The sequence below is a fragment of the Cohnella herbarum genome (genome assembly GCF_012849095.1).
Taxonomy (GTDB): Bacteria; Bacillota; Bacilli; order Paenibacillales; family Paenibacillaceae; genus Cohnella; species Cohnella herbarum.
This window is the reverse complement of sequence record NZ_CP051680.1, coordinates 7,843,893-7,858,333: the sequence shown is the minus strand read 5'-3', so window position 1 is coordinate 7,858,333 and position 14,441 is coordinate 7,843,893. Positions and strand designations below refer to the sequence as shown.

Below are 14,441 nucleotides of genomic sequence, written 5' to 3'. Positions count from 1 at the left end.
ATCCCCCACCCAGCGGCGGAGTTAAGGTACTCTCAGTGCTCTATGTGGTGGGCCGGCGGTGTATTGCCTATCCGGTGGCTAAGCGGTGTGCCCTCGGTGAGTTCCTATCCGGCAGCAGTGCCCGTGGTGAGCTACCTATCCTTCGACAAAGATAAGGTACTCTCAGCGCTCCTCACGATCCGTTAACCGTTTGCCGTCGGCCTCCCACGGAGACCTCCGCAAACGAAAAAAGCCCCGGTTGCCCAGGACTTATCCGTAACGCGAAATTACGCGTTGATTTTCTCTTTTGCAGCGCCAGCAAGGGAGTTGAACGCGTTGATATCGTTCACTGCCAAGTCGGCAAGCATTTTGCGGTTTACTTCGATGCCAGCCAATTTCAGGCCATGCATCATTTTGCTGTAAGACAAGCCGTTCTGGCGAGCCGCAGCGTTAATACGCACGATCCACAATTTGCGGAAGTTCCGTTTCGTCTGACGACGGTCACGGTATGCGTACATAAGGGATTTCATTACTTGCTCTTTCGCTTTCTTAAACAGGCGATGTTTCGCGCCCCAGTAACCTTTTGCCAACTTTAACATTCTATTGCGACGACGGCGCGTGACGAATCCGCCCTTGACTCTTGCCATGATTCATTACCTCCCGGAAGTATTCAAATAGAAGTAGTTCAAAAAGCCCGTTATTTGAACACGAAGCTTTGTTCGGGAAGCGTACTCGACATCGAATCTTGAATTCCGCCGGGCTTTCCGGTACCCATGCAAGCGTTACTTGCAATTCGTCCCTAACTCCCTAAGCTTCATCCAACTTTCTCGGTGCTAACAACCGAACTTTTTGAACTCTCGTTTCAAACGATTTATTTCAGGTTTGCAAGCTGTTGCTGCATACGGCGAACATCGCCTTGAGCTACCAGCGGTTGAGTTCCCAGTACACGTTTCGCGCGTCCCGATTTGTGGGACAGCAAGTGGTTTTTGTAAGCTTTGAAGCGCTTGACTTTACCCGTTCCGGTAATTTTGAAACGATCTTTCAAGCTGCTATGAGTTTTCATTTTAGGCATGAATTGTATCCTCCTGTCAGTGGGCTTTCGGAGCCAAAATCATAATCATGCTGCGGCCTTCCAGCTTCGGCATGCGCTCTACAACACAAATGTCTGCTACTTCGTTCGCCACTCGTTCCAAGATCTTCTGACCGAGCTTGGCATGCGTAATTTCGCGACCGCGGAACCGCACGGAGCATTTCACCTTGTCGCCTTCATTCAAAAATTTCACAACGTTGCGAAACTTCGTTTGGTAATCATGTTCTTCAATGTTCGCACGAAACCAAACTTCTTTGAGGTCGACGATTTTCTGATTCTTCCGAGCTTCCTTTTCTTTCTTCTGCTGCTCATAACGGAATTTGCCATAGTCCATAATGCGACACACCGGCGGTTTCGCCTGCGGCGCTACGTTAACTAGGTCGAGATTCGCGTCAATGGCCATCTGCATAGCTTCACGAAAAGGTTTGATCCCGATTTGCTCGCCTTCGGCGCCGACAAGTCGGACTTCCTTGGCCCGGATTTCCTCGTTGATTTGATGATCCTTGCTAATAATGTTCCACCTCCGAAATAAACTGTCGAGTGAGATTGTCGTGAAAAACAAAAAAATACGAGTCGCATTGACCCGCATCCTAGTCCTAACGTTATCGGTCATGCAAGGAAACGAAAGCTTCCGCAATCTCCGTATCGTCGGCTACGCCAACCCGTCAGCCATAGCCAACCAGGTGAGAAGCGGGTGCTTCTGCTTGCGCGTGCTGAAACATTTACATAAATCAGTCACAACGACCACTATACCACCCAGTTCCCGGGATGTCAACAACTCATTCATCGACACAACTCATTCATCGAACTTTTCTGCTTAGAAAAGGCAAGGCAGTCCCTTAGCTATTGCAGCATCGGAACTGCCCCGTCTAAACGAGTTACATTTGTTTTCCTTGAACGTCTTCCAATCGGATCACGCGCGTATGCTGCGTATGGCTCCAAGTTTTGTTGTTCTGCGTGAAGAAGGCGTAGAACGCGATCGGCCACCAGGACAAGAAGAAGACCGGGAACAACAACAGTCGCAAGTATACTTTCCAGTTTACTTTCTCGAGAAGCATCGCGAGCGGACATTGCAGGTAACCGTAAAGGACGATCGATAACGATAAACCAAGCGGCATTTTCGAATAGATCGACGTCAAATGCGGATCCCCCGGCAACATCATGTCGAACCACAGCGACATCGTAACCAAGAAACCGATCAGGTAAATAAACGCGTTGAAAATGTACAGGGCCGCATCGATCTTAACAAAGCTGCCCTCTTTAATTCCTTGCCAGAGCAACGGGAACATGTAGCGACGCGTAACGTCGAAGTGTCCTTGCATCCAGCGAAGGCGTTGGCGGGCGGAAGCGCGGAAAGTAATCGGCTTCTCGTCGAAGACGCGAGCGTCGAAATTAAACTTCGGATAAATGTTCCTTTGGATGCAACGGACCGTGAATTCCAAGTCCTCGACCAGGCTGGTCGCGCCCCATCCCATTTCCTTCAGCAGCTTCGTATCGAAACACATTCCCGTTCCGCCGAGAAAGTTGGATAACCTCAGGTTATAACGAGGCAATTGCCATAACCGGTTACAGAACCAGTAAGTAATTCCGTTCGCCGCGCTGACCCAAGAATCATGCGGGTTTTTCGTATCCAAGTAGCCTTGGATAACGCGGTGTCCGTTGCACAGATCTTCGTTCATGTATTGGAGGAAGTTCGTCGCCACTAGGTTGTCGGCATCGAACATCACGATGGCATCGTACTGTCTCGGATGTTTCCATAATTCCTTAAGCATCCATTCGATCGCGAAACCTTTGCCGCGTTGGTTCGGATTCGTTCGCTCAAAAGCATATACGCCCTCATATTTACGCGTAATTTGGGCCGTGCCATCCGTGCAATTATCGCAGATGACGAAAATATCGAACAGTTCGCGCGGGTAATCCATCTTCAATAAATTTTCGATCAACGCTCCGACGACGGTTTCTTCGTTGTGCGCAGCGACAAGCAAAGCGAACGATTTGGTCGGCTTGTGCGTAATGCGTTCTTTCCTGCGGTACCACCCGAAAAACGAAATAATGATTTGGTACACGCCGATGGCGGCAGCAAGGCCTTGAACAACCAAAAGAAAATTGTTAAACATATTCAGTTGTACCCCCTAGATCCCTTTTTCATTTCTTTTTCTCTTTTTTTGTTTTTTCTCTTTTTTTGTTTTTTCTCTTTTTAGTTTTCCGCTTTTTTGTTTTTTCTCTCTCTAATTTGATCTTCCGATCTTTCTGCGCCCGGTGCTCCCTCCGAAAGAGACATTCTTGATTTTCTTTCGTTTTCTGCCATTTGTCAAAAGGGTACTGCTCTCATATTCGCGCTTCACGGCCAGGATGAGGGGTTCTCGGTCACGAAGCATCGTCATCGGCGGCAATTGCTTCGGCTAACCATTGATTTCATCGATTTCCAACCTTTTTCTATCCGGAGACCTATGCCCGATTGACAATAAACATAACGATCTCCAGCTTTAGAAAGTTGCGGTTAAATTTCCGACGGCTTCTTCGATGCTTGATCTCAAAGCGAAAAAAACTTCATCCCAACTCCGTTCCCTTGCCTCTTGTTCGCCCGCGACGGACAGCCTTGCGCGCAAGGAGGCGTCTCGGTACAGCAATTCCAACTTGTCGGCGAAATCGAATACGTTACCCGGCGAGCATAGCAGACCGTTCTCTCCGTCGCGGATCGTATCCGGCACCGCTCCCCCAGCCGCACCCACCACGGGCAACCCGCAGGCCATCGCCTCCAAGACGACATTACCGAAGGTTTCCGTGGCGGAAGGAAAAAGAAGAACATCCGAAGCCGCCATCCACTTCTGAAGGCTAGTCTGCGGAACCGCGCCGAGAAATCTGGAACGAACGCCGGTTCTTTCCGTTAAGGCTTTAATCTCGTTCGCTGCCGGACCGTCCCCGGCAACGACGAACTCCGCATCCGCGCCGGTTCGCGAAACAAACTCGGAAACCGCTCGCACGGCCACTTCCGTCTGCTTCTCCGGCGCCATTCTACCCGCGTACAGAACGATGAACCGAGAGCTTGGCACTCCCGATTCGCGCAGGAACGCCTCGCGGTCTATACCGGAATGAAATCGTTCGGCGTCGATTCCCCGGCTCCAAATTTCAAGCCCTCCCCAGCCGTCCGCGCGACATTCTTCCAACACGGATTTCGAAGGCACGTATATGCGTCGGCAAGGACGGTGAAACCAATGCAAATATCTCCATAAAAGTTTACCCATCCATTGAAGATTGTAAAACGGCAAATACCGCACGAAGTGAGTATGATGCGAGGCGACCAGCGGAATTCCGTGCTTGATCGCCAAATGCCGACCCGCGACTCCTGTGCCGAACGGTGTCGCAACATGAATAACCGTCGGCTTAAAGCTCAGAAGCTTGCGCTCGATGCTCCCTGTCCGAGGCACCGCGAGTCTGCATTCCGGATACAGGAAAAACGGCAAGCTGACAAGCCTTTCGGCCGCTTCCGAGACGGTTTTCTCCCTCCGAGGCCTCGAAGGAGCGAATACCATGCAATCGATGCCTTGCTTACGCAAATACGCGATCCAACGCTCCAAAGTTTTGGCGACGCCGTTAACTTCGGGAATATAAGTATCGGTAAATAATGCCAAGCGAATTTCGGACATGATCGAACCCATCCCTTCTCCCGTGCGATACGTCCATTTTACTAGGCGCACGTTAAGCGGATGTCAAAAGCAAGTTAATACTGAGGTGACAATCGCTTTGTAATCTATATATAGAAAGAGAACGCAAAGGAGAGGGAATATGAGCCGAATTTACCGCCTGCTCCAGGAAGTCGAACGTCCATTATTCCTGCACGTCAACATTCGTTGGAACCGTTCCGCTTTGAACTGGCTCTTTCATATTTTATCTCTGATCGCCGGCGCAACCTTCAGCTTGTGCATGTCGCTCGCTGCCGGATTGTTCGCCCCGGAACCATGGAGCAACGCCGGTTGGATCGCTTTCTCTGCCGTCGTGCTCAGCCATATCCCCGTCGCCATCGCCAAGAGAAGCGCTCCGCGCCTTCGTCCTTATCAGGTGTTCCCGATGATCAATACGAATGGGAAACCGCTCAAGGATCCTTCTTTCCCCTCCGGGCACACGACTGCCGCTTTCGCGATGCTAACGCCGTGGATGCTAACCGAGCCGTTGCTCGTCCCCGTCCTGCTGCCGATCGGAATCGGCGTCGCGTTATCGCGCATCTATTTCGGGCTCCATTTTCCGAGCGACACCGTCGCGGGAGCAATATTGGGCAGCGCAACCGCATTCCTGCTCACCGTTTGGTTCTAAGCGGCGAATCCTCCCCGCAAACAAAATAACGTGCCTGCCCCAAAGGCAAGCACGATACATATAACGGCCATACCTGGCTCTCACCCGGGTATGGCCGCTTGCTTATTATTCGTCGTCGGTATCCGAATCGAAGCCCGATTCGTAATTCCGCGTCGTTCCTCTGCTTGCTTGCTTCTCCAGCTCTTCGGCGATCGACCTCCGATGCTCCCGTTGAACCTTCTCGCCGATAACGGCCTCGAGCCTGTAGATCGGCATTCCTTGTCCAACGAATTTCGTCTCGTATTCGGTTAATACGAGATCCTCGCGAATACCGCCGCGATGCAAGTCCAGCGATATATTGCGCATCTGGTATTCCACGGCCGAAAAGCTGTTCAGAGAAAATTCGAACAGGCTTAGCGAATCCGTCTTGAAGTGTATTTCTCCGATATCGCTTAACACTTCCTTATATTTCTTGAGGAAGCGGGGATGCGTAAGGCGCCTTTTGCCATGCTTCGACTTCGGCCAAGGATCGCTGAAATTCAAATAGATCCGTTCCAATTCGCCCGGCTCGAACATCATCTCGAGAAATTCAACGTTTCCCCGCACGAGCGCCAAATTGGGAACGTCGTCTTGCCCCTTCTCGTTTTTCCATAATGCGCGGGCTTTCTCGCTGCCCCTTCGAAGCAACTCGTCGTAAATATCCATCCCGATGTAATTAATATCCGGATTATTCGCGCTCATTCGGCTAATAAACTGGCCTTTTCCCATCCCGCATTCAATGCGGATGGGGTTATCGTTACCGAAAAATTCGTGCCAGCGTCCCTTCAGCTTCTGCGGCTCCAGCACGACAAGATCCGGCTGCCGTTCCAAGCTTTCCCGAATGTTTTTCCTACCGCGAAGTCTCATGCTCATCCCAATAGCCTCCCGCAACCTTCGTTGCCTAACAGTCAATGAATCCTATTTTGCCCAATGTAAAGCCCTTTGTAAAGGGAGAAGTCCCATATTAAGCCGACGGAGATACGATTCGCGCAGGATCGTCTTCGTTCGAAACCGGCAATCCAGAAAAATCCGTTCGCCTCGGAGATTGATATTTTCGAAACAAGGGTACATTAGAAGTGACGATATCGAAATCCAGGACAACATATTTCTTACCACTAAGATCTTAAGGAGGTTTACTTCGAAAATGAAAAAACCGGGCAGGATTTTTGCCATTGTGGCTCTTGCAGCCGTATTCGCCCTAAGCGGATGCGGAAATAAAAATAACAATACCGCATCGCCATCTCCTTCTCCAAGTCCAACCGCTTCGACCCCTGCAGCCGGTGGCGGCGGAATGCATGACGTAACGATAGACGCCACTAATTGGAAATTCGAGCCGGCGGAAATCAAAGCCAAAGTCGGAGACACGCTCAAGCTGACCTTGAAAAACTCCCAGGGCGCCCATGGAATCGCGAGCGATGACTTGGGGATCAAACTCAAAAACGGCGAAACCCAAGAAATCAAGCTTGAGAAAGCGGGTACGTTCGAGTACCACTGTTCCATTCAATGCGGCCAAGGCCACGACAACATGGTTGGTAACATCATTGTTGAGTAAGCGCTGATCCGATCGATATCCCACTTAAAAAAAGGATTGAGAGCCTGTCCGTCTGGACAAGCCCTCAATCCTTTTTAACATGATGCCTCATGAAGGTCGAATAAATTTCCGGAAAGCTCCGATCATTAGACCCAACCAAACCCCGCTTGCAGAATATCCGCCTAAAATATCGCTAGGATAATGAACGCCTAAATAAATGCGGCTAATTCCGATGGAAATGACGATTAACGACGCGATTGCGACGAGAAGAGTTCGGCCTGTCCGACTTCTCACATGTCTCCAGAGCAGATAAGTCAATATGCCGTATAGCGCGAAAGCCGCCATTGAGTGACCGCTCGGGAAGCTAAATCCGCCTTCTTCAGCCAGCCGATGGATAACAGGTCTTTCCCTTTGAAATAAGGACTTCAGGATAACGTTAAGAAGCGGAGCTCCCCCCATCACCGCAACAAACAGCAGCAATTCTTTGCGATGTCCGAGAACGAAAGCCAAGAAAATCAGAATCAAGACGGCAATGACGATGACCACCAGAGTGGATCCGAGCCAACTAAACCACTCCATCGCGTGCGTGAGCCCTGGGTTTTCCCAGCCTTGAACGACGGATATGACGCTTGAATCGAATTCGGAAGCGCCGCCAACCTTAACGATAATACTGATCAATACGAATAAAACGAATGCCGCTCCCGTCCAAACGTATGCATTGCCAAGATGCGTCTTACGTACCACGCTTCCAACTCCTTACTAGAATTAACGCCATAAAATGAAGTGTATCACATTTCGCTGGCCGGAATAAAATGCTTCGTTAAATTGAGGGCAAGGCTTCCGGTATGTTATTATAGGAGAAAGGAATAACGGGGAGGAAGCCGGATGAACAAAACTTATCAACCATTTCGCAGCATGACGTTCGTCCTCTTCTTGCTCCTTGCCTTCGTGCTATTCAGCATGCCTACCATGATGATCGGAGACAATTTCGCAACCTCTAACAGCAGTTCCCTTACCCACGATATTCCGAACAGCGTTAAAGCGACTAAGCGGACTTCCGCGTCCATCCCGATCAAGACGTTGCTCCTTGCCGAGCTGCTTCTTCTTGCCTTTCACTTCCGTTTTTTTGCCTACGTTCCTTACCGTATGCCCGACAATAAATCCGCGTTTTTGCCCCTCGTCCTTCTTCGATTGCGTAAAATTCTGCTCATGCCTCTTAAATTGACCACATCCTACGTGCGAGCGTAACTTCGAACCCGTTAGCCTCCTGCAATAAATTCAGCAGAGGTTTATTTGGTTTGTCCGTTATTTATTTCACTGGAATGTGAATCATACCTTAGGAGGTTATACAACAATGAACATTCGCGAAATCGATCTTCCAGGTATCGGCAAAAAATTTCAAATGAACACCCGCAGCGGGGATAAAATCGTCATTATCGTTCATGATGACGGTCGCCGTGAATGTTACCACTTCGAGCACGACGATCCGGAAACGAGCATTTCCATGGTTACGTTAGACGACGATGAAGCCCGGATGATCGCAGCCATGATCGGCGGTATGACTTATAAACCCAAAATGCTTGAGTCGATCGAGGTCGCTCTAGACGACCTCATTATCGAATGGTACAAACTCGAAACCAACTACGCTTGCATAGGGAAAACGATCGGAGAAATTCACGTACGTAAAAATACGGGAGCTACGATTATCGCCTTGCTCGGAGCCAATCACGTAAAACACATTAATCCCGGTCCGGACTTCAAGCTCACTCCGGATACGACCTTGGTTGTCGCTGGAGAGCGCTCGCAACACAAGGAACTCAAGAAAATCCTCATGCACGGGGACGGTTGATCGAATATGGATCATATCGTTCTTGAAGTCGGCCTGGCGGTCGCTCTCATCGCTCTGGCTGGTTTGCTGTCGGCAAAATTGCGGTTTTCCGTCATTCCGTTCTATATTCTGATCGGAATGGCGGTCGGACCTCATTCCATGAAGCTATGGCATTTCGATTTTCGTTTCATAGAAAGCGCCCCTCTCATCGAATTTATGGGGAGGTTAGGCGTACTGTTCCTGCTCTTCTACCTCGGACTCGAATTTTCCGTGGGCAGGCTGATCAAGTCGGGGCGTTCGATCGCCGTTGGCGGCTCGATCTATATCGGCATCAATTTTACGCTGGGACTGATCTTCGGATGGGCGTCCGGTTTCCCTCTTCAAGAGACGTTAGTCATCGCGGGAATAACGACGATCTCTTCCAGCGCCATCGTCGCCAAAGTACTGGTCGATCTCAAACGAACAGCCAATCCGGAAACGGAGATGATTCTTGGGATCATTATGTTCGAAGACGTATTTCTCGCCGTTTATATTTCTATCCTTTCGGGTCTTGTGCTCAGCGGGTCCGGATCGGTCGGGGGCGTCGTTCTCTCCGCGCTTATCGCGCTAGGTTTCATGCTGGCCTTGCTCATTATCGGACGCAAAGCGGTGCCTTTGCTGAACAAGATGCTGAACATTCGATCCAACGAGCTGTTCGGACTCGTCATCTTCGCGGGATTGTTCCTCGTCGCCGGCTTCTCCGAAACGATTCACGTGGCGGAAGCGATCGGCGCCTTATTGATCGGCCTGGTACTCGCCGAGACCGAGCATATGAAACGAATCGAGAAACTGATTCTCCCCTTCCGGGATTTCTTCGGGGCGATCTTCTTCTTCAGCTTCGGTCTGACGATCGATCCAACGACGCTCGGCGGAGCGGTATGGTTATCGCTTGCGGCCGTTGCCGTTACGCTTGTCGGGAATTTCACCGCCGGGATGTTAGCAGGCAGGAGCGCGGGGCTTTCGCCGAAAGCTTCGGTAAATATCGGATTTACGATCGTCGCGCGCGGAGAATTCTCGATCATTATGGCGAACATCGCCAAGTCCGGGGGATTGCTTCCCATCGTTCAGCCTTTTGCCGCGCTGTATGTATTGATTCTGGCCATTCTCGGGCCTTTCCTGACTAAAGAAACGAAGTGGATCTACAAAATACTCGACAAAGTGTTTAAGTTAAGCAAGACGCCGAAGAAAGTCGAATCTTCATAAATAAACAAGAAAGGGTGAATGCCGTCATGTTTAACATGCGCGTATCATTCCGGCTTGGTTTTGTGATGTTTGGCGCTTTATTATCCGCGGTCGGGTTAGAGTTGTTTCTTGTACCGAACAATATGCTTGTCGGCGGCGTTACCGGGGCATCCGTCATTATTTCTTATCTGACGGAGATGCGGTTGGGGTTATTCTTGTTCTTGCTGAACTTGCCCTTCGTGCTCTTCCGTTACCGCAAATTCGATCCGCAAACCCGTCTAATGACGTTGGCGGGCATATCCATTCTTTCCCTAGCCGCTTTCTTCCTTCACCCGGCTCCTCCGATCATCGAGCACTCCCTAGCCGCGTCAGCCGCCGGAGGGATCGCGCTAGGGATCGGCATCGGGATCGTTCTACGATACGGAGGATTTATCGATGCGGCGGACAGCCAGGCAATGACGGGCCTTGCCGAAACTTCCGAGCGGACGAAGAAACGGTTATGGTTTGCGAATGGAGGAATTCTGATCGCCGGAGGATTCGTATTCGGCTGGGACGAGGCGTTGTATTCCATCGTAGCCTTTCTGTTGGCTTATCGGACGGCGGATTTCGCCATGAGCGGATTCGCCATGACGAGAATGATCTGGATCGCAAGCGATCGCAGCGAAGAGATCAGTGTTGCGATGCACGACCGATTCGGGAAGGAAGTCATTCTGCTCGACGACAACCCGAGCAGCGGGGGCAAGGGCCGGCTGATACTGTGTACCGTCAATCGTATGGAACAAGCCAAAGTCCTTAAGGATATTCGGGAATTGGATCCCGAATGCACCATAGCCTTTCAAGCCGTGCATAGCTAAAAACAGGCTTGAATCCCCGCACATTCGGAAGATAACAGCCCCGGAAATCGGAAGATTTCGCGGGGCTGTTATCTTTTCTATACGGTTGCTTTACGGAGTAATAAATAAGAGAGGAGTAAGTAAAGCACGGTCAGCGCGAACAATCCGTTGGCGAGCTCGAGAACGGAGATATCCGCGAACCAGTCGAAAAGGGCTTTCCATTTGTCGTTTAGACCAATCAAATAGCTGCTGACGGTGAACGCGAGCCCCGTGACGATGAAGAAGATGTACATGCCGTTGCGGCCGAATCGGCGGTGAATGCACGAAATCGCGAAACCCATGAAGAATAGATTGACCATAAGCGTGAAAAGTACCCAGAATTGTTGAAACGCCGGACCATCGGTCAAATATTTCACGTTGAAGAAATACAATCCCACTCCCCATTGATCGGTTAGACGTTCGATGTATCCGATCACGCACAGGAGAATAGACGTTATCGCGGCAAGCAAACCGATCGTTGCCGTCGTTCCAATGAAATAATCTTTTCTTCTGCCGCTGAAGCCCATAATGAAAGGGAAGGTTTGACCGACGCTAAGGATTCCGAGCACCATCATATAGATGTAGATGGAAGCTAAACCTCCCGTATAAATCTTTTCGTCGGACGCTCCGCCGATAATATAGTTGCAGGCGAAGCTTATGCCTAGAATCACCCACGGCATGGCCAACCATGACCATCTGTCGGCTAGATGCGTCTTAACGATTCCCACTACTCTATTCATCGCGTTTCTCCTGCCTCTCTAGCGCTATTGCCATTCGTCAGATGAACGACCATCTGCTGCAAAGATACCGGAGCGATCTCGAGCCCTAGCTCGGCCGCCAATTTGCGGTCTTGCGCGCTGAGATAGCCCATGACCGTCGCCGACATCAGTCCCGCGAACGGTTCGCGGTGAACGACTTCCTTCCCATCCAGGAACTTCTCCACCTTCGCGGCCGTCCCCGCTACCGTGGATGCTTTACCTCGCAGCGTCTCCGATTCTTCGTTCAAGATCAACTTGCCTTTGTCGATAACCAACACATGCTCCAGCATCTGACTGACCTCGTCGATCAAATGGGTCGACAGGATAATCGTCCTCGGGTGTTCGGCATAGTCCGCCAATAGCCTGTCATAGAACAAGCTTCTAGCTACCGCATCCAATCCTAAATACGGCTCGTCGAATATCGTAAGCGGAGCTCTGCTGGCAAGCCCTACGATGATGCCGACCGAAGAAAGCATTCCTCTGGAGAGCTTCTTGACCCGGCGCTTCAACGGAAGCTGAAAATCCTTTACGAGCCTATCGGCGAGCTCTCGATCCCAGTTAGGGAAAAACAGCGGAGAAACTTTCAACACGTCCGCGACCTTAAAGTTTTCCGGATACTTCTGGCTTTCTTTAATAAAACAGATTTGTCTCAGTACCCGTTCATTCTCGTACGGCTCTTCTCCGAACACCTTTATCTGCCCGTCGGTTTTGAATAACTGTGCCGTAAGCATATGCATGACCGTCGTTTTACCGGCGCCGTTCCTTCCGAGCAAACCGTATATCTTGCCCTCTTCAAGCGTAAAGCTAACGTTATCGACAGCCGTTACTTTTCCGTAAGCTTTCGTCAGTCCCTTAACCTCAACTACGCTGTTCATTAAACTTTCTCCCCTCTCCGAATCATTTCGGTTAACTGCTCTGCCGTAATGCCCAGTTTCTCCGCTTCTTTAACCATCGTCACGACGTATTGCTCATAAAATTGCTCTTTGCGTTTCTCCATGATTTTCGCTCGGACGCCCGTTGCCACGAACATGCCAATTCCTCTTTTCTTATACAAAATTTCTTGATCAACAAGCAGATTTACGCCCTTCATCACGGTTGCCGGGTTAATCTGATAAAATGCCGCGAATTGATTCGTTGAAGGCACCTGCGATTCTTCCGGCAGCCTCCCGTCGATGATATCGTTCTCGATCCGCTCTGCGATTTGTATGAAGATGGGTCGGCTGTCGTCCATCGATATCGTCATTTGTTCACCACCAGTTATTCGGTTAGTTACTTATGTAACTAACTATATAACCAACTAAAAAGATTGTCAACGCAAAAAAAGGCCGAACACCTGAAATTAGGCATTCGGCCTTCCCGTATCGTAAGTTCGCCGATTAATTAACCGGTCTTTGTTCTTCGATATAATGATCTTCGATAACGCTGTTGATTTTTTTCCGCGCCGATATTTCGATACTATGATTGTTGGGGAATTTAGCCCCCGCAAGTGCCATAGCTTCTTTCACCGTCAACTCGATCTTTACCGTATCGTCCCCTTGCGGTATGCGTACGCTTGTATTCATTACGATCATCTCTCCTATCGGAAAATTTAATGGTACACCTAATCTGCCCGAGATATGGAAATGGTATGAATTGGGTTGTGGATAAATGAGACGATGTCAGCTTTGTTTATTGATTTGGCGCACTTTTAATATAACACTTCATGTTAGGTATTGCAAGCGGGGTGAGCACTTTTTCGGCCCGATTTTCGATGTTAATTGTGAATCGAACGACGGGGAATTCATCGGTAATGCATATGAATCCGGCTATCCTCGCAATTTGGTCGGTTTTTCGCTACAATTATACCGACTTCTCTAAAGGACGGATGCATTCATGGCAATGATTGGAACGGATCGACAAACCCCCCTATTATGGGCGGACAAAAGATTTCATACATGGAATTACGAAATGCGGGAAACGTTCGGCACGAAGACGTTCAAGGTCATGCTCGATGCGGGATTCACCTGCCCTAACCGGGACGGAAGCATCGCCGCTGGAGGCTGCACGTTCTGCAGCACGAGAGGCTCCGGGGATTTCGCCGGCAGTCGGCGAGACGACTTGGTCTCTCAGTTTAACGATATTCGAGACCGGCAGCATCTCAAATGGCCTGAAGCGAAGTATATCGGTTACTTCCAAGCCTACACGAACACTTATGCGCCGGTGGAAACTCTCCGCGAATATTACGAGGTTATCGTTCAGCAGCCGGGCGTAGTCGGCTTGTCGATCGCGACCCGGCCCGATTGCTTGCCGGATGACGTCGTCGATTATTTAGCCGAATTGAACGAACGCACTTATTTATGGGTCGAGATGGGCTTGCAGACGATTCACGAATCGACTTCCCAGCTCATTAATCGCGCCCATGATACCGATTGCTTCATTGATGCGGTCACCCGGCTGAGAGCCCGCGGCATTCGCGTTTGCGCCCATATTATTCACGGATTGCCGGGAGAATCACGCGAAATGATGCTGGAGACCGTTCAAGCGGTAGCCGGTATGGACGTGCAAGGGATTAAGATTCACCTTCTGCATCTCATGCGCAAAACTCCGATGGTCCGCCAATGGCGCGACGGCCTGTTACGGTTCTTGGATCAGGACGAATACGTATCGCTTGTCGTCGATTCGCTCGAGATGCTGCCTCCTGGGATGATCGTCCATCGCTTGACGGGAGACGCCCCCAGGGATTTACTGATCGGGCCGATGTGGAGCTTGAAGAAGTGGGAAGTGCTGAACGCGATCGACGCCGAGCTCGTTCGGCGCGATAGCTGGCAAGGCAAAGCATGGAAGGGTCGATGAG

18 protein-coding genes are annotated in these 14,441 nt (G+C 50.3%); 7 read left to right on the top strand and 11 right to left on the bottom strand.

Annotated elements, in window-relative coordinates; translation table 11 throughout:
- Nucleotides 1-266 precede the first annotated feature (266 nt).
- The 5 genes from rplT to HH215_RS32885 all read right to left on the bottom strand — a co-directional run bounded on the left by rplT (nt 267) and on the right by HH215_RS32885 (nt 4,716).
- Entirely contained in the window at nt 267-626 is a 360-nt protein-coding gene (gene rplT / locus HH215_RS32905; protein WP_169283751.1) for a 50S ribosomal protein L20, read from the bottom strand.
- Nucleotides 627-850: 224 nt separating this feature from the next.
- The gene (gene rpmI / locus HH215_RS32900; protein ID WP_144704106.1) at nt 851-1,051 is read right to left on the bottom strand and encodes a 50S ribosomal protein L35; all 201 of its coding nucleotides are present in this window, start codon (nt 1,049-1,051) and stop codon (nt 851-853) included.
- A gap of 16 nt (nt 1,052-1,067) precedes the next feature.
- Nucleotides 1,068-1,682, bottom strand: a complete 615-nt coding sequence (gene infC, locus HH215_RS32895) for a translation initiation factor IF-3 (protein ID WP_254450298.1) — start codon at nt 1,680-1,682, stop codon at nt 1,068-1,070.
- Nucleotides 1,683-1,947: 265 nt separating this feature from the next.
- Nucleotides 1,948-3,186, bottom strand: coding sequence for a glycosyltransferase family 2 protein (locus HH215_RS32890; protein WP_169283750.1), 1,239 nt, complete (start codon nt 3,184-3,186; stop codon nt 1,948-1,950).
- 369 nt (nt 3,187-3,555) lie between these two features.
- The gene (locus HH215_RS32885) at nt 3,556-4,716 is read right to left on the bottom strand and encodes a glycosyltransferase family 4 protein (RefSeq protein ID WP_169283749.1); all 1,161 of its coding nucleotides are present in this window, start codon (nt 4,714-4,716) and stop codon (nt 3,556-3,558) included.
- Between the two features lie 139 nt (nt 4,717-4,855).
- On the opposite strand from HH215_RS32885, the gene HH215_RS32880 reads away from it, so the two are divergent.
- Nucleotides 4,856-5,380, top strand: a complete 525-nt coding sequence (locus tag HH215_RS32880) for a phosphatase PAP2 family protein (RefSeq protein WP_169283748.1) — start codon at nt 4,856-4,858, stop codon at nt 5,378-5,380.
- Between the two features lie 105 nt (nt 5,381-5,485).
- Here the strand turns inward: HH215_RS32880 and trmB are convergent, their stop codons facing one another.
- Complete coding sequence (trmB, locus tag HH215_RS32875; protein WP_169284689.1) at nt 5,486-6,265, bottom strand: tRNA (guanosine(46)-N7)-methyltransferase TrmB; 780 nt, start codon at nt 6,263-6,265, stop codon at nt 5,486-5,488.
- A 277-nt stretch (nt 6,266-6,542) separates the two neighbouring features.
- Between trmB and HH215_RS32870 the strand changes: the two genes are divergently transcribed.
- A complete protein-coding gene (locus HH215_RS32870; RefSeq protein ID WP_169283747.1) occupies nt 6,543-6,950 on the top strand; it encodes a cupredoxin domain-containing protein in 408 nt (135 codons plus the stop codon).
- Nucleotides 6,951-7,037: 87 nt separating this feature from the next.
- On the opposite strand, the gene HH215_RS32865 is transcribed toward HH215_RS32870, so the two are convergent.
- Nucleotides 7,038-7,673, bottom strand: coding sequence for a phosphatase PAP2 family protein (locus HH215_RS32865; RefSeq protein WP_169283746.1), 636 nt, complete (start codon nt 7,671-7,673; stop codon nt 7,038-7,040).
- 141 nt (nt 7,674-7,814) lie between these two features.
- Between HH215_RS32865 and HH215_RS32860 the strand changes: the two genes are divergently transcribed.
- The 4 genes from HH215_RS32860 to HH215_RS32845 all read left to right on the top strand — a co-directional run bounded on the left by HH215_RS32860 (nt 7,815) and on the right by HH215_RS32845 (nt 10,832).
- Nucleotides 7,815-8,177 (top strand): hypothetical protein, encoded by a 363-nt coding sequence (locus HH215_RS32860; protein WP_169283745.1) that lies wholly within the window; start codon nt 7,815-7,817, stop codon nt 8,175-8,177.
- A gap of 106 nt (nt 8,178-8,283) precedes the next feature.
- Nucleotides 8,284-8,778 (top strand): cation:proton antiporter regulatory subunit, encoded by a 495-nt coding sequence (locus tag HH215_RS32855; protein ID WP_169283744.1) that lies wholly within the window; start codon nt 8,284-8,286, stop codon nt 8,776-8,778.
- Nucleotides 8,779-8,784: 6 nt separating this feature from the next.
- Nucleotides 8,785-9,999 (top strand): cation:proton antiporter, encoded by a 1,215-nt coding sequence (locus tag HH215_RS32850; RefSeq protein ID WP_169283743.1) that lies wholly within the window; start codon nt 8,785-8,787, stop codon nt 9,997-9,999.
- 26 nt (nt 10,000-10,025) lie between these two features.
- Nucleotides 10,026-10,832, top strand: coding sequence for a YitT family protein (locus HH215_RS32845; RefSeq protein WP_169283742.1), 807 nt, complete (start codon nt 10,026-10,028; stop codon nt 10,830-10,832).
- Nucleotides 10,833-10,909: 77 nt separating this feature from the next.
- Here HH215_RS32845 and HH215_RS32840 read toward each other — a convergent pair whose 3' ends face one another.
- The 4 genes from HH215_RS32840 to HH215_RS32825 form a co-directional block, all read right to left on the bottom strand.
- Complete coding sequence (locus tag HH215_RS32840) at nt 10,910-11,590, bottom strand: hypothetical protein (RefSeq protein WP_169283741.1); 681 nt, start codon at nt 11,588-11,590, stop codon at nt 10,910-10,912.
- A complete protein-coding gene (locus HH215_RS32835) occupies nt 11,587-12,483 on the bottom strand; it encodes an ABC transporter ATP-binding protein (protein WP_169283740.1) in 897 nt (298 codons plus the stop codon). Before HH215_RS32835 ends, HH215_RS32840 begins: the two co-directional genes overlap by 4 nt.
- Nucleotides 12,483-12,851 carry a GntR family transcriptional regulator gene (locus HH215_RS32830; protein ID WP_169283739.1) on the bottom strand — a complete coding sequence of 123 codons (369 nt, stop codon included), beginning with the start codon at nt 12,849-12,851 and terminating at the stop codon, nt 12,483-12,485. The genes HH215_RS32835 and HH215_RS32830 overlap by 1 nt, the downstream gene beginning before the upstream one ends.
- 133 nt (nt 12,852-12,984) lie before the next feature.
- Nucleotides 12,985-13,170, bottom strand: coding sequence for a hypothetical protein (locus HH215_RS32825; RefSeq protein ID WP_169283738.1), 186 nt, complete (start codon nt 13,168-13,170; stop codon nt 12,985-12,987).
- A 316-nt stretch (nt 13,171-13,486) separates the two neighbouring features.
- Between HH215_RS32825 and mnmL the strand changes: the two genes are divergently transcribed.
- Nucleotides 13,487-14,440, top strand: a complete 954-nt coding sequence (gene mnmL, locus HH215_RS32820) for a tRNA modification radical SAM protein MnmL/YtqA (RefSeq protein ID WP_169284688.1) — start codon at nt 13,487-13,489, stop codon at nt 14,438-14,440.
- Nucleotide 14,441: the final 1 nt, after the last annotated feature.